Annotated in this window: 22 protein-coding genes, 1 tRNA gene and 1 other annotated feature; of the genes, 8 read left to right on the top strand and 15 right to left on the bottom strand. The window is 39.5% G+C overall.

Features of this window, described 5'->3' with window-relative positions; all coding sequences use genetic code 11:
• The first annotated feature begins 608 nt into the window (after positions 1-608).
• The gene (locus CZ382_RS13490) at positions 609-932 is read left to right on the top strand and encodes a hypothetical protein (RefSeq protein ID WP_088051728.1); all 324 of its coding nucleotides are present in this window, start codon (positions 609-611) and stop codon (positions 930-932) included.
• A gap of 715 nt (positions 933-1,647) precedes the next feature.
• On the opposite strand, the gene proC is transcribed toward CZ382_RS13490, so the two are convergent.
• Together proC and CZ382_RS13480 are read right to left on the bottom strand one after the other, a co-directional pair.
• Positions 1,648-2,466 carry a pyrroline-5-carboxylate reductase gene (proC, locus tag CZ382_RS13485; protein WP_088051727.1) on the bottom strand — a complete coding sequence of 273 codons (819 nt, stop codon included), beginning with the start codon at positions 2,464-2,466 and terminating at the stop codon, positions 1,648-1,650.
• A 431-nt stretch (positions 2,467-2,897) separates the two neighbouring features.
• Positions 2,898-3,614: a GntR family transcriptional regulator gene (locus CZ382_RS13480; RefSeq protein ID WP_088051726.1), complete on the bottom strand. Its 717-nt coding sequence runs from the start codon at positions 3,612-3,614 to the stop codon at positions 2,898-2,900.
• Between the two features lie 274 nt (positions 3,615-3,888).
• Here CZ382_RS13480 and CZ382_RS13475 point away from each other — a divergent pair, with 274 nt between their 5' ends.
• The 5 genes from CZ382_RS13475 (at position 3,889) to CZ382_RS13455 (ending at position 9,687) form a co-directional block, all read left to right on the top strand.
• Positions 3,889-5,199 (top strand): 6-phospho-beta-glucosidase, encoded by a 1,311-nt coding sequence (locus CZ382_RS13475; protein ID WP_088051725.1) that lies wholly within the window; start codon positions 3,889-3,891, stop codon positions 5,197-5,199.
• Between the two features lie 105 nt (positions 5,200-5,304).
• Positions 5,305-7,239, top strand: a complete 1,935-nt coding sequence (locus tag CZ382_RS13470; protein ID WP_088051724.1) for a BglG family transcription antiterminator — start codon at positions 5,305-5,307, stop codon at positions 7,237-7,239.
• 218 nt (positions 7,240-7,457) lie between these two features.
• On the top strand, positions 7,458-8,540 hold the full coding sequence (locus CZ382_RS13465; protein ID WP_088051723.1) for a DUF871 domain-containing protein: 1,083 nt from the start codon (positions 7,458-7,460) through the stop codon (positions 8,538-8,540).
• Between the two features lie 126 nt (positions 8,541-8,666).
• The gene (locus CZ382_RS13460) at positions 8,667-8,984 is read left to right on the top strand and encodes a PTS sugar transporter subunit IIB (protein WP_284732546.1); all 318 of its coding nucleotides are present in this window, start codon (positions 8,667-8,669) and stop codon (positions 8,982-8,984) included.
• Between the two features lie 385 nt (positions 8,985-9,369).
• Positions 9,370-9,687 (top strand): PTS lactose/cellobiose transporter subunit IIA, encoded by a 318-nt coding sequence (locus tag CZ382_RS13455; RefSeq protein WP_088051721.1) that lies wholly within the window; start codon positions 9,370-9,372, stop codon positions 9,685-9,687.
• Between the two features lie 456 nt (positions 9,688-10,143).
• On the opposite strand, the gene CZ382_RS13450 is transcribed toward CZ382_RS13455, so the two are convergent.
• The 6 genes from CZ382_RS13450 to CZ382_RS13425 all read right to left on the bottom strand — a co-directional run bounded on the left by CZ382_RS13450 (position 10,144) and on the right by CZ382_RS13425 (position 14,430).
• Complete coding sequence (locus CZ382_RS13450) at positions 10,144-10,581, bottom strand: DUF3284 domain-containing protein (protein WP_088053471.1); 438 nt, start codon at positions 10,579-10,581, stop codon at positions 10,144-10,146.
• Between the two features lie 9 nt (positions 10,582-10,590).
• A complete protein-coding gene (locus CZ382_RS13445; RefSeq protein WP_088051720.1) occupies positions 10,591-10,779 on the bottom strand; it encodes a DUF3188 domain-containing protein in 189 nt (62 codons plus the stop codon).
• A gap of 15 nt (positions 10,780-10,794) precedes the next feature.
• Positions 10,795-11,019 (bottom strand): hypothetical protein, encoded by a 225-nt coding sequence (locus CZ382_RS13440; protein ID WP_088051719.1) that lies wholly within the window; start codon positions 11,017-11,019, stop codon positions 10,795-10,797.
• A 60-nt stretch (positions 11,020-11,079) separates the two neighbouring features.
• Positions 11,080-12,510, bottom strand: coding sequence for a PTS sugar transporter subunit IIC (locus CZ382_RS13435; protein ID WP_088051718.1), 1,431 nt, complete (start codon positions 12,508-12,510; stop codon positions 11,080-11,082).
• 762 nt (positions 12,511-13,272) lie between these two features.
• Positions 13,273-13,365 (bottom strand) — tRNA-Ser (locus tag CZ382_RS13430).
• A gap of 87 nt (positions 13,366-13,452) precedes the next feature.
• Positions 13,453-14,430 carry an NAD(P)H-quinone oxidoreductase gene (locus CZ382_RS13425; RefSeq protein ID WP_088051717.1) on the bottom strand — a complete coding sequence of 326 codons (978 nt, stop codon included), beginning with the start codon at positions 14,428-14,430 and terminating at the stop codon, positions 13,453-13,455.
• Between the two features lie 164 nt (positions 14,431-14,594).
• Here CZ382_RS13425 and CZ382_RS13420 point away from each other — a divergent pair, with 164 nt between their 5' ends.
• Positions 14,595-15,944: an MATE family efflux transporter gene (locus tag CZ382_RS13420; protein WP_088051716.1), complete on the top strand. Its 1,350-nt coding sequence runs from the start codon at positions 14,595-14,597 to the stop codon at positions 15,942-15,944.
• Positions 15,945-15,987: 43 nt separating this feature from the next.
• On the opposite strand, the gene serS is transcribed toward CZ382_RS13420, so the two are convergent.
• From serS to guaB, 5 genes are all read right to left on the bottom strand, one after another.
• Positions 15,988-17,262: a serine--tRNA ligase gene (gene serS, locus CZ382_RS13415; RefSeq protein ID WP_088051715.1), complete on the bottom strand. Its 1,275-nt coding sequence runs from the start codon at positions 17,260-17,262 to the stop codon at positions 15,988-15,990.
• 52 nt (positions 17,263-17,314) lie between these two features.
• Positions 17,315-17,525, bottom strand: a binding site (T-box leader).
• 38 nt (positions 17,526-17,563) lie between these two features.
• The gene (gene pdxT / locus CZ382_RS13410) at positions 17,564-18,151 is read right to left on the bottom strand and encodes a pyridoxal 5'-phosphate synthase glutaminase subunit PdxT (protein WP_088051714.1); all 588 of its coding nucleotides are present in this window, start codon (positions 18,149-18,151) and stop codon (positions 17,564-17,566) included.
• 15 nt (positions 18,152-18,166) lie between these two features.
• Complete coding sequence (pdxS, locus tag CZ382_RS13405; protein WP_088051713.1) at positions 18,167-19,051, bottom strand: pyridoxal 5'-phosphate synthase lyase subunit PdxS; 885 nt, start codon at positions 19,049-19,051, stop codon at positions 18,167-18,169.
• A gap of 42 nt (positions 19,052-19,093) precedes the next feature.
• A complete protein-coding gene (locus CZ382_RS13400) occupies positions 19,094-20,440 on the bottom strand; it encodes a serine hydrolase (RefSeq protein WP_088051712.1) in 1,347 nt (448 codons plus the stop codon).
• 169 nt (positions 20,441-20,609) lie between these two features.
• Positions 20,610-22,079, bottom strand: a complete 1,470-nt coding sequence (gene guaB / locus CZ382_RS13395; RefSeq protein ID WP_088051711.1) for an IMP dehydrogenase — start codon at positions 22,077-22,079, stop codon at positions 20,610-20,612.
• 169 nt (positions 22,080-22,248) lie between these two features.
• Here guaB and CZ382_RS13390 point away from each other — a divergent pair, with 169 nt between their 5' ends.
• The gene (locus tag CZ382_RS13390; protein WP_088051710.1) at positions 22,249-23,193 is read left to right on the top strand and encodes a YaaC family protein; all 945 of its coding nucleotides are present in this window, start codon (positions 22,249-22,251) and stop codon (positions 23,191-23,193) included.
• Positions 23,194-23,254: 61 nt separating this feature from the next.
• Here CZ382_RS13390 and CZ382_RS13385 read toward each other — a convergent pair whose 3' ends face one another.
• A complete protein-coding gene (locus CZ382_RS13385) occupies positions 23,255-24,355 on the bottom strand; it encodes an HD-GYP domain-containing protein (RefSeq protein WP_088051709.1) in 1,101 nt (366 codons plus the stop codon).
• Between the two features lie 93 nt (positions 24,356-24,448).
• Positions 24,449-26,950, bottom strand: a complete 2,502-nt coding sequence (gene gyrA / locus CZ382_RS13380; protein ID WP_088051708.1) for a DNA gyrase subunit A — start codon at positions 26,948-26,950, stop codon at positions 24,449-24,451.
• Positions 26,951-26,972: the final 22 nt, after the last annotated feature.

Genomic DNA, 26,972 nt, shown 5'->3' with positions numbered 1-26,972 from the left:
ATATCACATTCATTTATTGCCAATACAGTTTAATAACAATACAACAAGGCCGAAAATACTCTGGTGGATCCTGAAAGGGGATACCCTGTATAAGAAACGGGTTGTGACAGTATAGAAGTACCATCTATTGTGACTAGAACACGTATACAAAAGTTTTTCAATAATACTACTGTCATTTGTATTGTTATATTGGTAATGTGGTCATCCTCCATTAACTATAATATAAAGGAGACCCTAACCAAAATTGCTAAATTTGTTCAAAGAAAGGACATAGTATTTTATCTTTAGATCACAAATAAAGCCCGTAGATAATTTAACCCCTTCAAAAAATTGAATGATGAAGGGTCTAGCTTTGTATTGGCTTTTCTCGATAAGTGTTTTCATACAAAAGTATAAACTTTCTTATTCTGCATAAGAGCAACTAAGGCATTCGCCCAAAGGCTTGGCGAATGCCAAGTTTTCTAATATTATATTATATTTCACTAATAATTGCCATTATTCCAAGTAATAGTAGTCTACAAATTTACTAAAGCGTGATGTACATCACCGAAAAATTATAGCAATTTCGCTATAGTAAACATGATGATGAAATATGGAGGGAAAAACGGATGGCTACTATTCGGATGGAAAATGAGCGTGATATGGTTCTTGAAGCTGATTTACCCGATTTGCAAACCCTTATTGATGAAGCAACACGAGATTTCGATCACTATAAGGATGAAATTGCCATAATCTATGAGAAAATGCCAAAGTTTGATTATAAATATTTCTGTTTCTATGCTTACTCTACATATCGCTTGCTGGAGACGGCAATGGATTTTGACACAAGCGATGTCGGCCATTTTCGGCTCGAAGCACCAGATGAATTCTATTATGCATTTTACGGGATGATCGCGACGTTACATACACAGGGAGCAACTGTGGAAAATTAAGTTGTTGGTAGTAAAAGTGGCTTTTCACCTACTTTGTAGAAAAAGAATATGTTCGATATTTATAATTGAGTAGCGTAAATGCTTGGGTAGATATAATTTATCCAAGCATTTTTTTGCTTGTACAGCTAAAATATCAAATCATTTCATAACCACAACGAAGTAACGAACGAATCTGAAGGAAAAGTTGTCATTCCGGCACTCATCGAAGGCATGAGCGACCGAACCCAGAAGAAAAATCATCATTCGGACTCTCATCGAAGACATGTGTGACCGAACGAAGATGAAAATCAAGCATTCGGGCTCTCATCAAAGGCATGAGTGACCGAATGAAGATGAAAATCTATCATTCGGGCTCTCATCAAGGGGATGAGTGACCAAATGAAGAAGAAAAAACATCATTCGAGCTCTCATCGAAGACATGTGTGACCGAACGAAGATGAAAATCCAGCATTCGGGCTCTCATCAAGGCATGAGTGACCAAATGCAGAAGAAAAAACATCATTCAGGCTCTCATCAAGGCATAAGTGACCGTATGGAGAAGAAAAACTATGATTTGGTCTCTCATCGAAGGCATGAGTGACCGAACCCAGAAGAAAAATCATCATTCGGGCACCCATTGAAGGCATGAGCGATCGAATGCAGAAGAAAAACTCGTTATTTCGCTTTTTATTTTAGTTTTTCTCCATTAATAGTAAACTACTGAGCCGCTTTTTCATTACTTCCACTTTTCCCCCAGCTCAATCGATCGTATCCGGGCACTTTCCACACAGTCCATAACGGTTTGCTGAAAATCATTTGCTTCTAGTGTTTCAATTGCTGCCTGAGTCGTGCCACCCGGACTCGTGATTTTTTCCCTTAATACACTTGCTGGATCCCCGGAATGCTTTAACATTTCACCTGCCCCAATAATCGTTTGGGTAATCAATTGAATCGCCACCGCGTTATCCAACCCAGCTTTTAATGCCGCCTTTTCCATGGCTTCCACTAAATAATAAAAATAGGCCGGGCCACTTCCGGAAATTCCCGTTACTGTATGCATATCACCCTCGTCAACGATCGTAGTCAGACCGATCGTTTTAAAAAGTGATTCAGCAAGCTCAAGATCTGCTGCCCCGGCATTTTCCCCGGCAGTAATAGCTGTTGCCGAGAATCCAATGGAAGCCGACGTGTTAGGCATCGCCCGAACTACCGGTACATTCTCGCCGAGTCGTTCCGAAATAAATCCGGTAGCTATTCCAGCGACTACAGAAATAATCAGTTGATTTGGCTTTACATGTGCTTTTACTTGATTAATTGCATCAACAATATCATACGGCTTTGTCGCAAGCATAATGATATCTGCTCCGTCAATTGCGTATTTCCTATCTGTTGTAACATTAATGTCATAGCGGTGTTGCATTTCTTCCAAACGTTCCTGATTATTTTTGTTCGTTGCAACGATTTGACTGCTCATTAAAAATTGATTATGCAAAATCCCAGAAATAATTGATTCCGCCATCGAGCCTGCCCCTACAAAACAAATCTTCTCAACCATTTTCAGCACCTCTTTTTAATCTAAATTCAAAAAGACCCCCATCCGCCCTAATAATAAGGACGGATGGAGGTCTATCCGCGGTACCACCTAATTTGACACAAAACGTGTCCAGCTCTTATTTTATAACGCATCAACTGCGGTCAGATTTTGTTCTAACGACTCCCAGGTAGGTTCGCAATTTTAGCTGCCGATGGAATCTTTCAGCCGGTGAATTCCAATCTCTTTCAGGCTAATAAATTGTTACTGGCCTGTTCTTCATCTTTTTTATATAGATATTTTTATGTAATATACGCTGTAAATCAGAAAATGTCAAGGGCTTATTTTGGAAAATTCCCTAGTATTCATATTTATATGACAATGCTCGGCTGAAGTTTTCTTGCCCCCACCATGCTATCACTTAACGCTTTAAAGCGGCGGGGACTGCCCCATGATTAGTAGTTGCGTTCGATGGTGAAGTTTGTTTTGTCTCCGCGGAAGTAGGAGCGGGAGAATTCTACTTTGTTTCCTTTTTTGTCTTCCGCGATGGTTTCCATGTAGAAGCAGGGCATACCTTCTTCACAATTCAAGTGTTTGCTTGTCCGTTCATCTGCCAGTGCAATTTCGATCGTTTCCGTTGTTTTGGCAATGCGTACATCAAAATTATCGGACAGGGATGCGTACAAGGATGATTCCGCATGTTTTCGCGCAATCCCCGGTGCTACATCCCATGGAATGTAAGCAATCTCGTATTGCGTCGGTTCTCCATCGGCTTTGCGAACCCTTTCAATCCGTTGAATGGGTGCATTGACGAAGACATCCAGTAAATGTTGCAACATGTCATTTGCCGGTATGACCGATATGTTGACCAAACTGACAATGCCTTTTTTCCCCTGCACCGCAATCTGATCACTGTAGCGCTTGATGGTATTGGAAAGCGCCTGCTTCACTTTTTGCTCTGCAACGAATGTCCCTTTTCCTTGTATTCTGCTTAAATAACCTTCCAGCGTTAATTGGTTCAGTGCTGTACGAACCGTAGTCCTGCTGACATCATAGTCTTTGCAAAGGTCAAGTTCTGTCGGTATTTTTTCTCCTGGCATATATTTTCCGGCTTTAATTCGATCCAGCAGCTCTTCCTTAATATATGCATGTAAAGATTGCGATTTTTCCATATGCTGACTCCTTCAATCATTCAATACCTTTAGTGTACAGGATAATACAAATACTGACAACTGCATCCTATTTGTTATTATAATTATAAATACAGTTTGAGAAAGGTGTGGATATTGTTATATTTGTATGGTACATTATTTATAAAGGTAGGTACAAATTTAAACTATTACAGCTAGTTATCTTTTCTAGCCAATCAAGGCGGATCAAATAATAATAATGAAAACGCAATTATTGATGTGAGGAAAAGAAGTACAGCTAAGGAGAGAACCCGTTATGGCATTAAAAGTAGTCGTTATTGGTGGAGGATCAAGCTATACACCAGAAATTGTTGAAGGAATGATCCGCCGGCATAATTCGTTTCCTGTAACAGATATTGTACTCGTCGATATTGAGGCAGGAAAAGAAAAACTTGAAGTCGTTGGTCAACTGGCTGCCAGGATGATAGAAGAAGCTGGCAAAGCCATTCGTCTATCATGGACACTTGATAGAAAAAAAGCCTTGGAAAATGCAGATTTTGTTTCTACACAAATTCGAGTGGGCGGCTTGAAAGCACGCGCATTGGATGAAAGAATTCCGCTGAGTCATGGCTACATCGGGCAGGAAACCAACGGCGCCGGGGGAGCATTCAAAGCATTTCGCACTATTCCTGTATTAATGGACATCGCAAAAGACATCCAAGCTATTTGTCCGGATGCCTGGATGATCAATTTTACGAATCCCGCGGGCATGGTAACAGAAGCACTACAAAAACATGCGGTGCACAAAAAAGTGATAGGTGTGTGCAATATTCCGTATAACATGCGTCATTCCGTGGCAGAAATACTGGATATCGATCCGGCAACCGTCCGGATTGAATTTGTCGGCATGAACCACTTTGTTTTCGGAAAAAACATCTTTGTCAAAGGCGTCAATCGGACAGCGGAAGTCTTGGAAAAACTGGCAAGTGACAACTTGGACTATTCGCCGGCCAATATCGTCAACATTGGATGGTCGAAAACGTTTATCGAAGCTACCAAGCTTTTGCCAAGTCCATATCATGAGTACTATTTTCATACAAAAGAAGTTTTGCAGAAAGATATCAAAGCCTTCGAAGAACACGGCACTAGAGCAGAAGTTGTGCAGCTATTGGAAGAATCCTTGTTTGATTTATACAGAAATCCCGATTTGCGTATGAAACCGAAAGAATTGGAACAAAGAGGAGGTGCTTATTATAGCGATGTAGCATGCAGTCTGATGGATTCAATTTATAATGACAAGGGGGACATCCAAACCGTCAACACGAGAAACAATGGTGCCATTTCCGATTTTGCCGATGAATCCGTGATTGAAGCGAACTGCGTCATCACCAAGGATGACCCTAACCCGCTGGCTATCGGAGAGTTGCCATATCAAGTGAAGGGCGCCATTTTGCAAATGAAAGCTTTTGAAGAATTGGTCATCCAGGCAGCCATCACCGGAAACTACGAAGATGCGTATCTCGCATTTATCATGAATCCGCTGATAGCTGACGAGAGAGACAGTAAAGTGCTCTTGGATGAATTATTAGCAGCACATCAGGCATATTTACCACAATTTCAAAAATAGGGGGAATGAAGGCTCAGTAACAATTTGGCGGGATCGTACCGAAGACAACTGGTGAGGCATATTGCTACAAGTGAAGAAGTTGAAGATGAGGAGGGTAGTTAGACATTGAACTTACTATCAAAACGTCAGAAGGATATTGTTTTACTTTTATCAAGGATTAAACACCCAATCACATCAGAATGGATGGCAAAAGAATTAGGTGTTAGTGATCGTACAATACGAAATGACATCAAACAAATTCAACAAGACTCGGAATCAGTCGGTTTTTCTATCCAATCAATTAGAGGGAAAGGATACCTACTAAATATACGGAGTCAAGAGCAATTTATGCCTTCACATCAACAATTAACAAGTGAAGACGATGATATATCAGGCTACTTTGCTGACCAAAATAATCGGGTTCTTTATATACTAGGACGTCTATTATTAGAAAAGAATTTTATTAAGCTGGAAAGCTTTACGGATGAAGTCTTTGTCTCCATGTCGACCATCCATAATGACATTAAAATTGTCAAAAAAATACTAGAAAAATATCATTTGAAATTAACAAATCGCCCCCACTATGGATCAAAAGTTGAAGGCGACGAATATATGAAGCGTTTATGTTTATCCAATTTACTAATCAGTCGTGGTCAAGAAGCATTTCGTGAAAGCGAATCTTTACAACTTATTGATCAAGAAGCATTTGCAAAGATTAAAGAAATTTTAATAAAAAGGCTCAATCAGTATCAGATCGATATGTCTGATATATCTCTGGAAAACTTGGCCACACATATAGCAATTGCATGTAAGAGGATTGAAAAAGGATTTTTCATTGATAAATCAGACGATGTTTTAACTGATGATGAATATCCTTTTGAAAAAAATGTAGCGAAAGAAATTATTAGAGACGTTGAAAACTATACAGGATTAACCTTTCCAAATGCAGAAACGGATTATATCATTGTCCATTTATTAGGCACAAAACTTTTACGTAAGAAGGAATTAATTGAATTTAGTGAGTTTGATGAAGTGGGTACCATCGTAAACTGTATGCTTGAAAGACTAAGGACGGTACTAAATTGGGATTTTAGTATGGATGATGAATTTATCCAAGCAATAACTTTACATATTCGTCCGGCTATGAACCGTTTGCGGTACAAAATGAACATTCGGAATCCTTTATTAAATGATATTAAGAAAAAATATCCAACTGCATTTGAAGGGGCAATTATTGCTAGTAAATGTATAGAGGAATATTTACAAATTGAAGTTATTGAACATGAAATTGCCTACATTGCCCTTCATATTGTTGTAGCATTAGAGCGAATGGAATCAGAAAGGAAGAAGAAGAAAAAAGTAATTATCGTCTGTGCAACAGGTGTCGGAAGTGCAAGATTACTTTATTATCGCTTAAAAAAATTTTTTGAACAAGAAATTGAGATAATGGATACGATTAACTATTATAATTTAGCATCGCATGACTTATCGACCATTGATCTAATTATAAGTACAATCCCTATACAAGAAAATTTCAAGATACCTGTTCAAATTGTCAATACTTTCCTAGAGAGAAAAGACATCGACTCCATAAAAAAATCTATTTCCGAGAATGAAAATGAAATTGAAACTTATTTACAACCTTCCAGAATTTTTCTTCAGCAGGACTTGCTTGATAAAGAAAGTGTCATTAAATTTCTGTGCGGCGAATTATATAAACAAAAGCTTGTACAGAAAGATTATGTAGACCTTGTCTTGAAAAGAGAAGCTGCAGCTCCAACCAGTTTTGGAAATTTAGTGGCCGTCCCACACCCCATAACGCCTGTCACAAACAAAACATTTTGGACGGTGTGCACATTACAACAGCCAATTCAATGGTATGACCAGCAAATGGTACAATTTATCTGTTTGTTAAATATTAAAAAAGGTTCTCAAGGAGATTTAGATCGAATGTTTAAAAAACTGATTTCAATCACTGAAAATAAATCACTCATCCAAAAATTGATTGAGAGTAACACAGTAGAAGAGCTGATTGAAACGTTAAAAAATGACATTACATGACGCTGGACACAAAGCGGGTGATCAGGTGAAAATTAAAAATCTTATAGTAACGAGGCTACCAGGCATTTATTATGGGACTAGTTTTGGGAAACGAAAATATCGCTCACTTTACGTTTTTTCCTTTAATAAAGGAAAAAGTTTAAACGGAAAACTAAATCACTTTCATATAAAATAATAATATAGAATGTAAAAATTACCATTCAATAGGAGGGAGAAAAATAGTAAATATCGGCATATCTATATACCCTGCAAAAACTACTTTTGAACATGATAAAGAATATCTTGATCTTGCCAGGAAATATGGTTTCACTAGAATTTTCACAAGCTTATTAGAAATTGATGGAGATGCAGAAGCAGTTATTAATAAATTCAAAAAAATAATTGATTATGGCAATTCAATCGGGATGGAAACGATTTTGGATATCAACCCTGGATTATTTAAACAACTAAATACCAATTATGATGATCTCGGCTTCTTTAAAGATTTAGGGGCTGCAGGAATTCGTTTGGATATTGGCTTTACTGGGTTGGAAGAAGCTCAAATGACAAAGAATCCATATGATTTGAAAATCGAAGTAAATATGAGTAGTGGCACAAAATATATTGAAAATATTTTAAGTTACCATCCAAAAAAGAAAAATTTTTGCGCATCACATAACTTTTATCCACAAAAATACTCAGGTATTTCACAGTCTCATTTTGAAGAGACGACAGCTCTGTTTAATAAACATAATATTCATACAGCAGCTTTTGTTTCTTCACAAGCAGGCACATTCGGACCATGGCCAGTTCAAACAGGCTTATGTACATTAGAACAGCATCGAAACTTAAATATACAAACTCAGGTTACTCATTTTCGGTTAATGGATACAATTGATGATTTATTAATTGGCAATGCTTATGCAAATGAAGGAGAATTAAAAGCAATGTCAGAAGCATTTTTTAGTCCGCATCCAAATTTCGAAATTGAATTAATCGATGGTCTCTCTGATATAGAAAAGAAAATAATTCTCGATGAGATTCATCTATATAGAGGGGATCGCTCAGAATATATGATTCGTTCCACTTCCACAAGGATTAAATATAAAAATGAAAGTATTTTAGCACATCATACGGAACCGATCAAAAAAGGTGATATTTTAATTTGTAATGATGACTTTGGTCAATACAAAGGGGAAACCCAAGTCGCTTTAAAAGATATGGAAAACGAAGGAAATCGAAATGTAGTTGGGCGTCTTAAACAAGACTCCATCTTTTTATTGGATTACATAAAGCCGTGGTCAACATTTACGCTTTCATGATCGTTTTTTAGTCTCCTTTTACACTTTTCCGTTAGTAAACGGAAAAAATATAACATAACATGAAGCGGTTTCATGGTAAAATAAACATGTTGGAACTAATATAATCCAAACTTGAGGGGGATGGGTATGAAAAACATTATGTTGGTATGCTCAGCAGGAATGAGCACAAGTCTGTTAGTAACAAAAATGCAAAAAGCAGCCGAATCCAGAAATATTGAAGCAGATATCTTTGCAGTTTCCGCTTCAGAAGTTGATAATACGATGGAAAAGAAGAGCATTGATGTATTATTACTGGGTCCACAAGTTCGTTATATGAAAGTTAAATTTGAAACCAAACTGAAAAGCAAAAATATTCCTATTGATTCCATCAACATGCAAGATTATGGACTGATGAACGGTGAAAAAGTATTAGAACATGCCCTAAATCTAATTGACAATAAATAATTTCATCTTTTACATTCTTTTTATGGGGCATATCAACTTAATTAGTTAATACGCCCCCTATATGTAAAGCAAGAAAAATGAATTAATAAATGCAAAAGTTTAGTGGATCTGTCCAAACAAAAATGAAGGTTTCTCTTCCTGTTATCCCTCTTTTAACGGCTGTAGGATCCCATTTAAAGATTCTTAGGTTACTAGGTGGTACGGTTCTGGAATTATTGGCACCCTAGTTTGGTAAGTCTTAAATTAGCTGATTATTTTATTTGTGAAGAGAAAACAGGAAGAAAAATAATATAGCCAGGTGCATTAATTGATTTTCAATAGGTCAGCTTTTTAAGAATAAAGTTAGAAATGAATTATACTACTCCAAGAAGGTTGTGCAATAAAAATGGTTGATGAAAGTTTAAATACGATTGCTTTTCAAATTATTAGTAACGTTGGATCAGCAAAAAGTTTAGCAATGGAAGCCCTTTATGCGGCAAAGCGTAGTGATTTTGCTCTGGCAGAAGAAAAATTAGTGGAATCAAAGAAATATTTTGTTGAAGGACATAAAGTACATGCTTCCTTAATTCAAAAAGAAGCTGCTGGAGATAAAGTTGAATTTTCCTTACTCTTTATGCATGCGGAAGACCAATTGATGAGTACAGAAACGATTACTGAATTAGTTAAAGAAATGATTGAAATGTATAAAAAAATCGTGGAATGATAAAAAGTATTATCTGATTTAAAGGGATCATTACCATACCACTTGGTAATGATCCTTTTTTTAAAAGTAAAGTATATAATTTTTAACGATATTAATTCATGATCAAGAATGGCCATGTCCAGCTCCAGCGCCCAGCGGCTAGTGTGCAACACCCGCCTCCGTACGATAAAGAAGACTTGCCGATTGGTGAAACCAGAGGCTTAGTCGCACTTATACCCTTGTGGTGAAAGTCAACATCGGTTCGCTTCCAGCTCACCGTGTTTCCTTTATCTCCTTCGGTAGGAATGTTCGGTTAAAACCGCCGCTTTGCGCGGCAACACCGAACCACCCACGTTGCGCGGGCGCAGCACATACGCCGCTAAACGGGCGCTTGCGCTTTTCTTACGGGTACCGAACTGACCACTTGTGAAAAAACAACCATCATGAAAAAAGTGATTAAGAGGCATTCTATTCCTCTCAACCACTTTTTTTGGCTCCATTTAAATAAGAAGCTTCTATTTGTTTAAGCATTTCTTTAAATCTTCTTTTTTTCAAGGGAGACCAAACAATGCCGATAAACGCATCATTTAATTTTTGAAGATAGCCAAAGGATTCCATTTTTTCAGTATAGTGCAATTGACAACTCTCTTCCGTAAGTGGACGAATCTTATAGGCTACTAAAAAATTATTTTTATTGCTGGTTGTTCGATACTGATAGGAATTATTTTTGGTGACTTCTTCAATCCGAACCGTAGCTTTGGAATTTTTTGAGAACGTCTTGACATACTCGAACCCTGTCAATTGTTTTTCCGATACTTTTTTTCCCGTTTGGGAATGGATATCAGATAAAACGGAATCTATAATCGTCTTGTAAAAAAATTCAACCGGCACATTCATTTTTCTTACTATTTCCATTAGGTTCACCTAATCTTTTTCCTTTTTATTCTTTTTCTTCTTTTCCTTCTTTTCCTTAAAAACAATAATTGTACCAACTATAATAAGAAATAATGCAGTGGTCATATTAAGGATATCGTACTTCCCTGTTTTGGCATTTGCGCTAAATAATAATAGGAGACAGCCGATGCTAAGAAGAAATAAACCTCCTTTAGCCATGTTAATCATCCTTTTTTATTTAGCAGGGGAAGAACGGAAATAAAGAACCGAACCCCACGGCTGATTTTTTATAGCTGACTTTGCCAGTTTTGCTGCTTTTTCCAAATCATTTGCGTTTGTTTCAAAATAAAGATTGATACCTTTTTTGTCCTTGAAGGAAAATTGAGTCCCCTCTTCACTATAGTTGTTCAATAATTCAATGATTTTGTCTTGTTGGACAGCGGAGCTGATTTCAATCATTTTTTCGACTCCTTTCCTTATGATAAAGAAGGGTGGCCGCTTCACGATGGAAGTGGCCTCTTAATTCGCGTATTTCTGATCGTCATGTTCTGTTTCTTCTCCCAAGGCTGGATCCATCTTGTTTGCAGCAATAACGAATGGAATCCAGATGGCAAACGAAACAAGCATAGCAACTAATGTGACAATTGGTGCACGCCAGTCTGCTCCTGTAGCCAGGAAGGATAACAAGAACGGTGGAGTAACCCAAGCCACTGCTACAGAAACTGGCGCAACCAGTCCCAATATCGTCGCAAAGTAGCCGATGGAAACGGATACCACTGGTGCAAGCAAGAATGGAATGAACATAATTGGGTTTAACACAATTGGTAAACCGAACATGATTGGTTCATTGATATTGAAAACTCCAGGTCCGACAGACAAATTGGCAACCGTCCGGTAGTCTTTCCGTCTGGAGAAGATTAGTAAAGCAATAATCAAAACAATCGTTCCGCCGGATCCACCATACCAAGCATAAGCGTCAAAAGATCCGCGAACCCAATGATATCCTTCAGCAATTACCAATTCTGCACCACCTTGGTGGAACAGCCTAACGTTTTCTAATTGGGCAACACCAAAGACGCCTTCCAAGATTGGCGCAAGAACGTTCGGTCCATGGATTCCAAAGAACCAGAACAATTGAACGAATAGGGCAACCAGAATAACTGCTCCAAATCCTTGAGATAGTCCAAGAAGTGGCAGAGCAATTGTTTTTTGTAACCAATCTAAGAAAGTCATATCTGGTACTATCTTAGAGAATACGAAATAGAAAATAGCAATAACATATAGAGCAACAGTTGCCGGAATGATCGATGCAAAAGCTTTGGAAACAGCTGGTGGAACGGATTCCGGCAACTTAATAGTTAAATCTTTTAACATCAATTTAACAAATATCATGGTAGCAACAAAACCAATAATCATTGCAGTAAAGAAGAGATTGGCGTCCAGGTTGCTCAATGGGAGCCAGCCATATCCTGCCGCTGTAATGTCTGTTGCAGTTGCGGACCACCCGGCTTCGTTGATGGCATCTACAGTAGCCTGGTCCAAATTCAATCCTGTAATTCCACCGGTGAAAGAGAACGTAATCCCGGCAATCGTAGCAGCTGTTGAAACAATTCCTCCCGATAATTCATTCACACCGTAAGCTCTTGCAATATTATACCCCCACGAGAACACAAAAATCAAACCGGCAATTGCAAGCGTTCCATTCCATACATACCCATTAACCGTAATAATTTCTTTAATGACTGGAATGGTATTTCCATCATATCCATCGATGAATTGTGGCGGTAGATCCCGTATAAGTGCATTAATCATAACTGCTACAGACCCAGCCATCGTTGCCGGAAGCGTTCCGATAAATGCATCTCTTAAAGCAACTAGATGCTTTTGACCTCCAAGTTTACTTGCAATCGGAAGAAAATACTTTTCCAACCATGCAGTTAAAAATTGCATTAGAATACCCCCTTACATAGAATTTTTTAATGACATGTTATAAATCTAAACACTTGTTTAAAGCAGAGCGTACTTTGTCTTAAATATCCCTTGTTATATTTCAATTGCACCCCCAATGTTTGGTTTATATTGGTTCTAACATGTTTATTTTAACATGAAAGCGCTTAATGTTATGTTATATTTTTTCCGTTTACTAACGGAAAAGTGTAGAAGGAAACTAAAAAACGATCATGAAAGCGTAAATATTGAAAGATTGAGTCTCTTTTATGATACCCAACAACATTTCAGATTTCCTTCGTTTTCTATATGTTTAAAGCGACTCCTTTGTAGTGACCAAAGTCATCATTATAAATTAAAAAATCATCTGTTTGGCTGGTTCAAACGCAATCTGTAAGAGCACATCAATTTTCGGCATTTCGGCATGGAAGGGATTTTTCACCTTTTTGCTAAGTTCTGCGGTTTCGGTGCTGGTAGTATTAGGCGTCATTTACGCTATTGTTTGATGCACTAGAGGAAAGGGGAAGTCTGCAGTTTTTTTGGTTTGCTTCAAAGCAAGTGGAGAGGAAAATATGCAGCGTTTTTTCAAGTTACAGGAAATTATAAAATTCGGGCTGTAGAAATCTATGACTGACGAAGGTAATGGAGGAGAAAGTTCTTTTTCACTTTCTATCCACACTATTTTCCGATTACCAAAAAAAATAAAGCTGCTACAAAAGTAACGGCTTTATTTTTATCTCCAAATTTTATGCGCTAATTTACAAATGGAGGAGGTAGAGGGATTCGAACCCCCGCGCGGTTTGACCCGCCTGTCGGTTTTCAAGACCGATCCCTTCAGCCAGACTTGGGTATACCTCCGCAATCGACAAGATATAATATACCATGCTCCATAATAGCTTGTCAAACGGAAATATACATTATTTAGCACGAAGTTTTGGTTACGTTTTAATCGACTTTTAGCACGATTTTACCAATGTTTTTATTTTCCTCCATATGTCGATGTGCTTTTTGAATGTCCTCGAATGGGAAAGTACGATCGACAATAGCTTTTAATTTATTTTGTTTAAATAAAGGTATTGCTTTTCGACTAAATTCCTCTGTTAAGGCTTTTTTATAGGAATCACTTCTAGGTGTTAATAATGTACCCTTTAGATGGATTCTCTTCGCCAGGAGTGACATTAAGTCTACTTTCTCTACCAATGATCCACCCAGCACACCAATTAGTACCCAGCGACCATCGATTGCAATGCTTTTCAGGTTTTGCTCCCAATAGGAGGCACCAACAAAATCAAGTATGACATGTGCCCCATGATTGTTGGTTGCTTTTAAGACTTCCTCAGCAAAGCGTTGTTCTTTATAGTTTATGCCAATATCCGCGCCAAGCGAACGACAAAAATCCAATTTTTCCTGTGAGCCTGCTGTCGTAATAATTTTTGCATTGGTTAATTGTTTTGTTAATTGGATAGCTGCGGTACCAACCCCACTGCCGCCCGCATGGATGAGAACGGTATCCTGATTCGTTATATTACCCAACCAAAATAACGTCTGATAGGCAGTTAGAAATACCTCTGGAATAGCAGCAGCTTCTGCATAAGACAAATTTTCAGGAATCTTTATCGCCCGATCTGCAGGCATCACCGCATACTCAGCGTACCCCCCGCCATTTACCAGACCCATCACTCGGGTACCAACCTCTATATCCGTTCCTTCTGCAGCTTTCTCAACTTCCCCGGCAACTTCTATGCCCAGAATCGGATTATTCATATATCCGGATTTGCCTTCTCGTGTCATAATATCGGTACGATTTATTGCAGAGGCTTTTACCTTTATTAACAATTCGCCGCTTTCTAATGCCGGTTTAGGAAATTCTTGAAATTGTAATTGTTCCGCGCCACCAGGTTGATTGACCACAACTGCTTTCATCACATTTGCTCCTTATCAGCTATTTAGAATGAAATTAATATTTTACATGCTACTGCAAAAAATAGATACAAGCAACTAATTGATATTAATTTCGATTAATAATGGACTATCCTTACCCAAGAGATTAAAATAGAAAGTAATTTGCATGCTCTGAGGTGACTTATATGAGTACTCTAAACGAACGTTTGGCGACACAATCTGCAACCAAAAGCTTTTTTCAATACTTTATCCCGACACTTCTCGGCATGATGCTGATGTCGATAAATGTTGTCGTTGATGGCATTTTTGTAGGGAATGGGGTAGGGTCTGTTGCACTCGCGAGTGTGAATGTGGCGGTACCCGTTTTTTCCATTATTATTTCCATTGCCCTGCTTATTGGAGTAGGAGGCGGAACATTATATTCCATGGCAATGGGAGAGGGAAACCAAAAACAAGCTCAAGGGCTATTTACTATTTCGTTTATCTTTCTAACACTTGTTACAGTAATTATCGCCCTGATCAGTTATGTAAATATGGATGCACTTGCCAATCTATTTGGAGCAAATGAAGAAACACTTCCATATACGGTTGATTACATGAGAATATTACTAATTTTTTCGGTGATTCTTGCCTGGGAAAACTTTTTCAGTATTTTTGTACGAAATGATGGTGATCCACAGCTGGCGATGATTGGCTTGGTTGTTTCGGCACTACTCAATATTGTGCTTGATTACTGGATGATCTTTATCCTCAATTGGGAAGTAACAGGAGCAGCGTTAGCAACAGTAATCGCAACTTTTGCGGGTCTTGTCGTCTATTTGTTTCATTTCTTTAAAAAAGATTCTGGTTTAAAATTTATCAGGACAAAATGGAACATGCAGCATATAAAACAAATTAGCGCCATTGGTATGCCTAGCTTTTTGTCTGAAGCAGGGACAGGTGTTTTTGTAATGGGCTATAATATTGCAATCGCCTATTACGCTGGTACAACAGGACTTGCTGCTTTTTCCGTTATTAACTATTTGCACACGTTTATGTTTTTGGCATTTATCGGTATCGGCCAATCGATTCAACCAATGATCAGCTTTTATTATGGAGCCAAACAATTTAACTCGATTAAGGAAACCGTGAAAGTTGCTGAAATAACCGGACTTGCACTTGGCCTATTATTTTTGGGCATTGGCTATATTGGTGCTGACTTCCTTGTATCGATTTTTGGTGTAGAAACTCCGGAAATCGCTGAGCTAGCTGCAAAAGGAATTAAATGGTTTTTCCTTGGTTATTTGTTTATGGGGACAAATTTCATTTACATGACCTATTATCAGTCAATCGGCTATGTCCGCCCTTCTGTAGGGATCACGCTGTTCCGTGGCTTTATTTTGTTAATAGGAATGCTGTTTATCTTGCCGCTCTTATTTGGAACGACAGGAATTTGGCTTGCACTACCAGTAGCGGAAGGAATGGTTGCAATAACATTAATGGTTTTTGCTCGGAATAGCGTCATGCGTAGAGGATTGAGCTCGCGGGGATTTTAAGATAAAATCCCAGGTCCTATTAAAACCTGGGATTTTAGTTTGGTTACCTTATAACTTTCTTTCCACCCATATACGGCTGCAATACTTCCGGTACAACAACAGAGCCGTCTTCCTGCTGGTAATTTTCCAAAATAGCTGCGACAGTACGACCAATTGCCAGGCCAGATCCGTTTAGCGTATGAACAAATTCCGGCTTTCCTTTTTCTTCACGGCGGAAGCGAATTCCTGCACGTCTTGCCTGGAAATCTTCAAAATTGGAGCAAGAAGAAATCTCCCGGTACGTTTCCTGTGTTGGAATCCATACTTCGATATCATATTTTTTCGCAGCGGTAAAACCTAAATCTCCCGTACACATGCTCATAACTCGATATGGAAGTTTTAACAGCTGCAGTACTTTTTCCGCGTGGCCTGTTAACATTTCTAATGTATCATACGAATCTTCCGGTTTTACAAAGTGAACAAGCTCTACTTTATTAAATTGGTGCTGACGAATCAAGCCACGGGTGTCTCGTCCGGCAGATCCTGCTTCAGAACGGAAACTTGTACTAAATGCGACATATTTTTTCGGCAGATCTTTTACCTTTAAAATATCATCCCGGTGATAATTGGTTACTGCCACCTCAGCAGTTGGATTCAGGAAATAATCCCATTCTTCAAGCTTAAACGCATCTTCTTCAAATTTCGGTAATTGTCCTGTACCGGTCAAGCTTGTGCGGTTGACAATATATGGTGGCAGCATTTCCTCATAACCATGTTCATCGGCGTGCAGATCCATCATGAAATTGAGCAAGGCACGCTCCAATCGGGCACCCACACCTTTATAAAAAACAAATCTGCTGCCAGTAACTTTTGCTGCAGCTTCAAAATCAAGGATTTCCAAATCTGTAGCGATATCCCAATGTGCCTTTGCTGCAAAACCAAACTCGGGAATTACGCCCCATTTACGCACTTCTACATTATCATCCTCATCTTCCCCAACCGGAACGCTTTCATGCGGAATATTCGGAATGGAGAGCATAATCTGGGAAAGTTTCGCTTCAATTTCCTTTAGTTCCGTATCGAATGCTTTAATTTGTTCGCCAACTTCGCGCATTTCTTTAATAACAGCGTCAGCATCCTTTTTCTCCTTTTTCAGGGCAGCTATTTGCTGGGACGTTTCGTTCCGTTTCGCCTTTAATTTTTCTGTCTCAGAAATTAATTCCCGACGTCTCGTATCAAGCTCTCCGAATTTCGCAAGCTCCGATAAATCCTCACCGCGATGGGCTAATTTCCCCTTTACCTCATCAAAATTATTACGTAAATACTTCATATCAAGCATTGTTCAATTCCTCCTTATTTTCCTTACAAATCAAAAAACTCCCATCCCTGAATGTAGGGACGAGAGTCTATTCCCGCGTTGCCACCCTTGTTGAAGAAAAAATCTTCCGGCTCCAATACATTAACGGTTATTAACCGGGCTTACCTACACATTTCAGTAAACCAGCTCAAGGATGGATTCACAGTATTCCTGTATCGATTTACACCAGCCATCGACTCTCTTTAGCATTACACACTGTTACTATTTCCTGTCATTACTTTTACAACGATCCTATGTTACCTAAATCATAGCTAATATAGCTTTAAGAAGCAAGTGTTTTTATAGATTGTTCCACCATTTCAACAAAATATTCCATAAATCGGTTATCATCGGTTAATTCCGGATGAAAAGCAGTACAAATATAATGCCCTTGTTTAGCTGCAACTATTTTATCATCATATGTTGCCAAAATCTCCACATCGGACCCAGCCTCTAAAATATATGGTGCCCGGATAAATACGGCATTAAAATCGTTAGCAACGTGGACAATCGGAAGGTCTGTCTCAAAGCTTGCAACCTGACGTCCAAACGCATTTCTGGCTACTTTCATATTCATTAACCCCAGGTGTGCTTCCTGACCATCGATTTCTTTTGCCATCAAGATTAAGCCTGCACAGGTACCAAAAATCGGTTTTCCCGTTTCACCGAACTGCTGAATTGCCGAGAAAAAACCATAGCTATCAATAAGTCTGCGCATTGTCGTACTTTCCCCGCCGGGCAAAATGAGCCCATCGATTTCTGCAAGCTGCTCTTTCCGCTTTATTTCCATAGCTTTTGCACCTGCAGCTTCAATCGAGCGAATATGCTCACGTACGGCACCCTGCAATGCAAGTACACCAATCGTCATCATCGTTATTCCTTCTTTCTACTCACTACGATCCTGCATGCGGTCAGCGGCGGTTAGGGTACTCATTTCAATTCCTTTCATTGCCGTACCGAGACCTTTGGAAAGCTCTGCGATCAATTGATAGTCTTTGTAATGGGTCGTTGCTTCCACAATCGCTTTTGCAAACTTTTCCGGATTGTCCGATTTGAAAATACCAGATCCGACAAATACGCCGTCTGCTCCGAGCTCCATCATCAACGCAGCGTCACTTGGAGTGGCAATTCCACCAGCCGCAAAGTTAACAACCGGCAGGCGACCTTCTTCCCGGATTTGTAATAAGAGTTCGTACGGTGCACCGATTTCTTTTGCATATGTCATTACCTCATCTGCTGACATTGCCGTAAGCTTACGGATTTCAGACTGAACCTGACGCATATGGCGAACAGCTTCAACGATATTTCCTGTTCCAGGTTCTCCTTTCGTCCGCAGCATGGACGCCCCTTCACCAATCCGGCGGGCAGCCTCACCCAAATTGCGGCAGCCGCAAACAAATGGCACCGTATAATCCGATTTTTTCAGGTGGAAAACCTCATCTGCTGGCGTCAGAACTTCACTTTCATCAATGTAATCAACACCCATTGCTTCTAAGACACGTGCTTCAACAATATGGCCAATTCGAGTTTTTGCCATAACCGGAATGGTTACTGCGTTTAAAACTTCTTCCGTAATGGTTGGATCTGCCATACGAGCGACACCGCCTGCAGCACGAATGTCCGATGGAACACGTTCTAATGCCATAACCGCAACTGCCCCTGCTTGTTCAGCTATTTTTGCTTGCTCGGCATTGACAACATCCATGATAACGCCGCCTTTTTGCATTTCTGCCATTCCACGTTTTACACGATCAGTACCAGTGTTTCCCATAAAAATTCCCCCTCTTGTAAACTTTCTATCTCATTTTAATACCTAAAACCAGCCTTTTACCGTATCAACAATCGTGGAGAACAGATTACTGAAAAACGCACCGATGGATCCGAGTAACAGCATGAACCAATTGTCTTTTTCCACAGCCTCGGTCGTAACAATATCAACTGTATCATTAGCATTGGCGTCAAAAATATAGCCATAGTCGTTTTTGCCTTTGAAAACTACTTCGGCCGTACCTATTTTTTCACCCTTTTTAACCGGAGCCTTCAATTCCCCATTTTTATTCAGTTTATCTTTATTGATATGATATTTTATTGTGTATTTTTTCTCTTCCCCATTTTTAAGAGGGACTTTTACTGCTTTATTTGTTGCAATTTCAACTGTATCCGCTTTTCCTTTTGCGACTGGAAGAGTCTTGTTATCTTTTAATTGATACCCTTTCGCAAATAACTCTTTCGTTTGGAAATTTTGAAAACCATAATCAAATAATTTAGCAGTTTGCTTAAACCTTGCTTCGTCACTTTTTGTTTTCATAACTACGGAAATGAGACGCTGGCCATCCCGTTCTGCTGTTCCGGTAAAACAATAACCAGCAAGATCGGTGTAGCCGGTTTTTAGTCCATCTACACCTTCGTAATAAAATTGTGTAAGTGAACTTGCATCCTTTTTATCATGTGACAGCATCCAGTTCCAATTGCGAATTGTCTGATCTTCAAACGTTGCTTCTGGAATACTGGAAATTTCCAAAGCTTTCGGATAATCATTAATTAAATTATACGCCAGTAATGCAGCTGATCTTGCGGACAATAAATTATTGGCATCCGGTTCCGTACCTTTCGGGTGATTTTTTCCTAAATCTTCGTTTGCTAATCCAGATGCATTAACAAACTTGTAATCAGGCAGACCCATTTCTTCCGCCTTTTTATTCATTAGTTTAACAAACTCACCTTCAGATCCTGCAATTAATTCAGCCAGTGCAATGGTTGTACCATTATCAGAATTGATCGCCATTGCTTCATAGAGCTGCTTTACCGTATAATCCTTATTTTGTGTTAAACCTACACCTGAAAAAGTAGAATCCGCAGATATACTGTATGGATAGTCACTAATCTGTGTTGTTGTGTCCCAGCTGATTTGACCCTTTTCGATAGCTTCCCATACAAGGTATTCGGTCATCATTTTGGTCATACTAGCTGGAGGGAGTGCTACGTCAGGATTTTTTGAATAAATTATTTTTCCTGTTTCTGCATCAACCAAAATAGCTGATTCAGCATCGATATCTACTGTTCCTGCTGCTTGTACAGAAAATGGCTGTACTAGTAACGATGCCATTACTACGAGCAATGCAAGTAATAGCGACATATTTCTCTGTAATTTGTATTTCACTTTCTCTACCTCCGCCTGAAAATAGTATGCATCTTTAGTATTTTACCATAAGAAAAGGTAAAAAAATAGACAGGGAATAGTCCCTATCTAGTAAAATTTTGTATAGGAAAACACTACTATTTTAAATTAAATTAGACAAACTCGGTGCCGGTTAACGAACAGGCCTATTTTATACAGAATAATTAGGTGCTTCCTTCGTTATTTGCACGTCATGCGGATGGCTTTCACGTAATCCTGCATTGGTAATACGAACAAATCTGGCATCCTCCCGTAAAGCCTTAATGGTTGGGGTCCCGCAATATCCCATACCTGCACGCAGCCCGCCAAGTAATTGATGAACCGTGTCAGCAAGTGGGCCTTTATACGCTACTCTTCCTTCAATACCCTCTGGAACAAGTTTTTTTGTATCTTCTGTTTCCTGGAAATATCGATCCTTTGATCCAGCCTTCATTGCACCAACAGAACCCATCCCACGGTATACTTTGTAGCGGCGCCCTTGGAAAATTTCCGTTTCGCCTGGGCTTTCGGAAACACCGGCAAACATACTGCCAAGCATGACGGCATGTGCACCAGCAGCAAGTGCCTTGACAACATCACCAGAATACTTAATACCACCGTCGGCAATTACCGCTATACCATATTCCGCTGCAGCCATTGCACAATCGTTCACCGCCGTTATTTGCGGTACACCAACACCAGCAACGACCCTGGTTGTACAAATTGACCCTGGGCCGATTCCAACCTTCACAATTGTAGCGCCAGCCTCAATCAAGGCTTTTGTTGCTTCAGCTGTCGCAACATTGCCAGCAATAATGTCCAAATCAGGGTAAGCTTTTCTTACGGCACGTAACTGATCCAATACACCTTTTGAATGACCATGAGCGGTATCAATAACAATTACATCAACACCGGCATCAACCAATTTTTCAATCCGTTTCATGCCATCCGCAGTTACACCCACAGCTGCACCTACCAGCAATCTTCCGTGTACATCTTTCGCAGCATTTGGGAACTCAATCGCTTTTTCAATATCTTTTATCGTAATAAGACCTTTAAGTATACCTTCATTATCAATTAAAGGAAGTTTTTCTATTTTATGGTGCTGGAGAATGTTTTCTGCCTCATCAATCGTTGTACCAACAGGGGCCGTAACAAGATTTTCACTTGTCATCACATCTTTAATCAATGTTGAATAATCCTGGATAAAGCGTAAGTCACGATTCGTTAAAATGCCGACCAGTTTTTGTTCATCAATACTATTCACAATCGGTACGCCGGAAATCCGGAATTTGCCCATCAGGTGTTCTGCATCGTAAACCTGATGCTCCGGTGTTAAAAAGAAAGGATTGGTAATTACACCACTTTCCGAACGTTTTACCCGATCAACTTCTTCCGCCTGATCTTCAATCGACATATTTTTATGAATAACGCCCAAACCGCCTTGGCGGGCCATCGCGATTGCCATCGTTGCTTCCGTTACCGTGTCCATCCCTGCACTAATAAGTGGTGCATTGAGCTTTAAATTAGCTGACAATTCCGTTTTTAATTCGACTTCCTTGGGCAAAACCTCTGACTTGTCAGGAACCAATAGCACATCATCAAATGTTAACCCTTCCTTGGAAAACTTATCCGTTCGCATGAATTTTCCTCCTTTAGATTTTGGCTGTCTGTGTATATTTTTGATCACTAGGTTACACTATTATTGTTATATACAATACGTTATCCAAAACGCTTTTTCAATAAAAGATTTGCTGCCAAAGAGAAGAAAATAGATTCAAAATTTTTTAATACTTAAGAGGGAAGCCTTTATGTGGGAACAAGATACAGCATTATTTTACACATACTTACAATCACAGGAGACTGCGCGTCATTATTTGAAGCAATGCTATAAAAAATTGCCTGGTGTTGACGCGAAAGCAAAGAGCTATGAAAACTGCAATGCGTTCATGTATTATCTTGACCATGGAAGGCAGTTTTTTTCAGCGGGTCAACGTTCCCCCATATTTATGCAGCCGATTTTATTATTCTACGGATTGACCCATTTATTAAAAGCATGTCTCTTGACGAAACGGCCGGATTACCCGGAATCAACATCCATCCTTGCTCACGGTGTATCAACAAGGAAGAGAAAAAAGAAGCAATACACATTTATTAACGATGAGGTCAAAATACAGCACAATGGATTGTTTTCGTATGCAGCAAAGCATTTGTACAGGATGGATCATATCCCCTTTGAAAAAATAAATATGGATGAGCTGTTTACACTTATTCCGGAAATGAGTGATTTATTTTTGTTTTCCGGCCATAGAAAATTGCTTTCAGTCGGGAAAGCAGACACAAACAAACTCACCTTTCCTTTAAGCTTATTAGACACTTATTTCTTGACGGAAAAGGCATTTTTGAAACGAATATCGGCACATTTGCCACCGATTAAAGAGACAAATGTAAATGCCGATCAGCTGCAACTGGAATTAACAGAACCAATCAGCTTTTCCGTAGGGCCATTTTTCTATCATCGGGATGGTGAGATTTACTTCCCAATGAATCGAGATAGCTTCCTGACTATTCCGGAAGTACTGATCCATTATTTGTTGCTCTACAATTTAAGTATGATAAGCCGATATGAAACAGAATGGTGGGGAGAACTTCTGGCAACGAAAACTGAAATAGATTATCCTTTCATTCAGCAGTTTCTAACGATAACAAATAAAAAAATACCTTTCCTATTGGGGATGGAACTGATGCAAGGATGAATTCAAGATCAAATAATTTAATCCCGGCGCACCCCTTAAGTACCGGAACTCAAAAACAATGTTATGGAAGAATTTCATCAATAAACAATGCCGTATCGTCTTTTAGTGATATAACGTTACCAGTTTCATCCATCCTGACAATTGGCCTTGTTGGATAGTTGTCTTCCATAAAAACAATTTCTCCTGTTTGCTGGTTCGAAAGTCTGACCCTGGTTCCAGGTGAATAATTCGTGAGGCAACGAATAAAGGTTTGTACCACATGATGATCAAGCTGGGAAAAACGCTCATGCCGCAGCTCTTCAATTGCCCTGAACGGTGATTGCTTTTTCCTGTAAGATCGTTCACACGTGATCGCGTGATAAGTATCACAAATCGCGATGATTCTCGCATAGATATGAATTTTTTGTTTAGAAAGCTCAAGTGGATAGCCACTTCCATCAAATCGCTCATGATGCTGCAAAACAGCCAATTTCACTTCCTGCTTGATGAAAGGAATGTGCTCAATCATTCGATAGGAATAAATTGGGTGTTTCTTGATTTCAGCCTGTTCAGATTCGGTTAGTATGCTTTCCTTGCCAACAATTTTCGGATCAATTTTAGCCATCCCGCAATCACACAAAAACCCTGCCAGGCCAATTTGCAGCCATTTCCCTTCTGGATAACCCATTTTCTTGGCTAAATACGCTGCAAGCATACCAACTGCTACACCATGGTGATAAAAATAGTCAGGTTTTGGAACAAAGCGGTTTAACGTAAGCACCTCCGGGCCAATTTCTACAGTCCTTTCAAATAATGGAATCAGCAGTTTTCTTACGGATGGCATATCAATGGGGACATGATTTTGCCAGCTTGTAAATAATTTCTGATATTGTTCGACAACGGCTAAATAATGTGCTGTAAATCGTTCCGGAACTTTATTTGTTTTCTCGACTTCTGGTATTGCTTGCTCTACCTTTTCTTTTTGTATCTGTTTCGGTGTAAAAAGCTCTCCATCCTGAAGCTTAGCCGCTACATCAACGGACTCCACCAGGAATTTCTCCAGTACTGTAATATGGTACGCTGTTAAAACAGTGTTTTTCGGAATAATTGGTCGATTTGTTTTGCCAATGACATCGCTAATTAGCACACAGCCAGGCATAAGTTGTGATGGATTCACCTGCATCTGGTTCCCTCCTTAGCCATCCTTTAAAATAAAGGTGACTAAAGAAGCATTGATGCAGCTCTAGTCACCCTGTGAATGTTCTTTATCTAGTTGTTACTCGTTATCATTGTTTTCCACATTTTCATCAGGTGTATCGCCGTTCTCCTGTTCACTTTCTTCTTCTTCATCCGGTTCAATCTTAGCAACCGTTGCGACCTCTTCATTATCCTGCAGACGAATCAGCCGGACTCCTTGTGTATTTCTACCTGTTTCCGAGATACCTTCAACTGGAATACGAATTAACACACCGGCAACCGTGATCAGCATGATATCTTCCTCGCCAGTAACGGCCTTCACCGCTACGACATGTCCTGTTTTTTCAGTAATATTACACGTAAAAATACCTTTTCCACCACGATTTGTCACGCGATATTCGACTTCAGGTGTTTGCTTTCCATACCCTTTATTTGTCACGTTTAAAATGTTCATGCCTGCTTCAAGGATTTCCATCGAGATAACCTCATCATCACCTCGTAATGAAATACCTTTAACCCCCGCAGCGGTTCTTCCCATGGAACGAATCTGATCTTCCGGGAAGCGAATTAGATAGCCGTTTCGGGTACCAATCATAATGTGCTTCGTTCCGTCGGTTAATCTTACGGAAATTAATTCATCTTCGTCACGCAAATTTAAGGCAATTAAACCACCTTTACGGATATTGGCAAATTGGGAAAGCTTCGTGCGCTTGGATATGCCATATTTTGTCGTAAAGAAGAAATACCAGTCGTCAGCAAATTCATTTACCGTAATGACCGCATTAACCCATTCATCTTTTTCCACCTGCAGCAGGTTAATAAGCGGAATTCCCTTTGCGGTACGGCTGAATTCCGGAATTTCATAGCCCTTTGTTTTGTAGACCTTCCCTTTATTTGTAAAGAACATTACGGTATCATGGGTGGAAGTTGACACTAAATGCTCGACAAAATCATCCTCATTCGTTCCCATCCCCTGAATTCCTCGGCCACCACGTTTCTGTGTGCGATACGTAGAGGATGGCAGCCGTTTAATATAGCCTTTATGTGTCAATGTAATCACAATATTTTCTTCCGGAATTAAATCTTCATCCTCAATAAAATCGGTGCCGCCGAGCATAATTTCGGTACGGCGATCATCCCCGTAACGTTCTTTTATTTCGGTAAGCTCTTCCCGGATAATCTCCAAAACTTTTTCTTCGTCGGCTAAAATTGCCTTTAATTCGTCGATTAATTTTAAAAGCTCGTTATACTCATTTTCAATTTTTTCACGTTCCAGGCCTGTTAAACGCTGCAGACGCATATCCAAAATTGCCTGTGCTTGCTTTTCGGATAGCTTAAAGCGTTCCATCAACCCATCACGGGCAATATCAGCTGTTTTCGAATTACGAATTAGCGAAATCACTTCATCAAGATGATCCAGGGCGATACGCAGACCTTCCAAAATATGTGCACGTGCCTCTGCCTTACGTAATTCAAATGCAGTTCGGCGTTTAATAATTACTTTTTGATAGTCCAAATAGTGCTGCAAAGCTTGTTTAACCGATAAAACCTTTGGATGACCATCGACTAAAGCGAGCATATTAATTCCGAATGTAGTTTGCAGCGCGGTATACTTGTACAAATTATTCAATACGACATTTGCATTAACGTCACGGCGCAGTTCCATCACAACCCGCAAACCGTTTCGATCGGACTCATCGCGTAAATCAGTAATGCCGTCAATCCGTTTATCCCGGACAAGTTCAGCAATTTTTTCAACCAATTTCGCTTTATTTACCTGGTATGGTAATTCTGTTGCAATAATCGTTGATTTCCCATTTGCATGCTCTTCAATATGGACTTTGGCTCGAATGGTTATCGAACCTTTACCTGTTTCGTATGCTTTGCGGATCCCGCTGCGGCCAAGAATCTGACCGGCAGTTGGGAAGTCGGGGCCATGAATATAATTTTCCATTAACTCATCAATGGAGATTTCCGGATCCTTACTAACCGCCAGAACAGCATCAATTGTTTCACCCAAATTGTGCGGGGGAATATTCGTTGCCATTCCAACTGCAATTCCTGATGCCCCATTGACGAGCAAGTTCGGAAAGCGAGATGGTAAAACCGCAGGCTCGCGTTCAGAACCGTCATAGTTATCCTGGTAATCAATCGTGTCTTTGTTTATATCACGTAATAATTCCATGGATATTTTCGACATACGGGCTTCCGTATAACGCATTGCCGCCGCAGAATCGCCATCGACTGAACCAAAGTTTCCATGCCCGTCAACGAGCATATAACGATAACTGAAATCCTGCGCCATTCTTACCATTGATTCATATACAGGGGAATCCCCGTGTGGATGATACTTACCAATAACTTCCCCAACAATACGGGCGGATTTTTTATATGCTTTATCAGCATGCATACCTAAATCGTTCATCGCATATAATATTCTGCGATGAACGGGTTTCAAACCGTCACGTACATCTGGGAGAGCACGTGACACAATAACACTCATAGCATAGTCAAGAAACGATGTGCGCATTTCCTGGCTGATATTCACTTCTTGAACATTCGGACGTTGTTGATCCGCCATTAAAATACCTCCTTTTAGAAAA

This window comes from Virgibacillus dakarensis (assembly GCF_900155625.1).
Taxonomy (GTDB): Bacteria; Bacillota; Bacilli; order Bacillales; family Amphibacillaceae; genus Lentibacillus_C; species Lentibacillus_C populi.
The sequence above is the reverse complement of the archived record's forward strand: the minus strand, read 5'-3'. Positions and strand labels throughout refer to the sequence as shown.

Bases quoted from the DNA above. Each gene is read 5' to 3' on its own strand.
- pdxT (WP_088051714.1), bottom strand. From the start codon at position 18,151: ATGATGACGATTGGTGTACTTGCATTGCAGGGTGCCGTACGTGAGCAT.
- proC (WP_088051727.1), bottom strand. From the start codon at position 2,466: ATGGTTGAGAAGATTTGTTTTGTAGGGGCAGGCTCGATGGCGGAATCA.
- guaB (WP_088051711.1), bottom strand. From the start codon at position 22,079: ATGCGAACGGATAAGTTTTCCAAGGAAGGGTTAACATTTGATGATGTG.
- CZ382_RS13425 (WP_088051717.1), bottom strand. From the start codon at position 14,430: ATGAAAGCAGTTGTGGTCAATCAACCTGGTGGCGCGGAACAATTACAA.
- CZ382_RS13490 (WP_088051728.1), top strand. From the start codon at position 609: ATGGCTACTATTCGGATGGAAAATGAGCGTGATATGGTTCTTGAAGCT.
- CZ382_RS13455 (WP_088051721.1), top strand. From the start codon at position 9,370: ATGGTTGATGAAAGTTTAAATACGATTGCTTTTCAAATTATTAGTAAC.
- pdxS (WP_088051713.1), bottom strand. From the start codon at position 19,051: ATGGGAAACACTGGTACTGATCGTGTAAAACGTGGAATGGCAGAAATG.
- CZ382_RS13445 (WP_088051720.1), bottom strand. From the start codon at position 10,779: ATGGCTAAAGGAGGTTTATTTCTTCTTAGCATCGGCTGTCTCCTATTA.
- serS (WP_088051715.1), bottom strand. From the start codon at position 17,262: ATGCTTGATATGAAGTATTTACGTAATAATTTTGATGAGGTAAAGGGG.
- CZ382_RS13435 (WP_088051718.1), bottom strand. From the start codon at position 12,510: ATGCAATTTTTAACTGCATGGTTGGAAAAGTATTTTCTTCCGATTGCA.
- CZ382_RS13420 (WP_088051716.1), top strand. From the start codon at position 14,595: ATGAGTACTCTAAACGAACGTTTGGCGACACAATCTGCAACCAAAAGC.
- CZ382_RS13475 (WP_088051725.1), top strand. From the start codon at position 3,889: ATGGCATTAAAAGTAGTCGTTATTGGTGGAGGATCAAGCTATACACCA.
- CZ382_RS13440 (WP_088051719.1), bottom strand. From the start codon at position 11,019: ATGATTGAAATCAGCTCCGCTGTCCAACAAGACAAAATCATTGAATTA.
- CZ382_RS13385 (WP_088051709.1), bottom strand. From the start codon at position 24,355: ATGCAGGTGAATCCATCACAACTTATGCCTGGCTGTGTGCTAATTAGC.
- CZ382_RS13480 (WP_088051726.1), bottom strand. From the start codon at position 3,614: ATGGAAAAATCGCAATCTTTACATGCATATATTAAGGAAGAGCTGCTG.
- gyrA (WP_088051708.1), bottom strand. From the start codon at position 26,950: ATGGCGGATCAACAACGTCCGAATGTTCAAGAAGTGAATATCAGCCAG.
- CZ382_RS13460 (WP_284732546.1), top strand. From the start codon at position 8,667: ATGAAAAACATTATGTTGGTATGCTCAGCAGGAATGAGCACAAGTCTG.
- CZ382_RS13450 (WP_088053471.1), bottom strand. From the start codon at position 10,581: ATGGAAATAGTAAGAAAAATGAATGTGCCGGTTGAATTTTTTTACAAG.
- CZ382_RS13390 (WP_088051710.1), top strand. From the start codon at position 22,249: ATGTGGGAACAAGATACAGCATTATTTTACACATACTTACAATCACAG.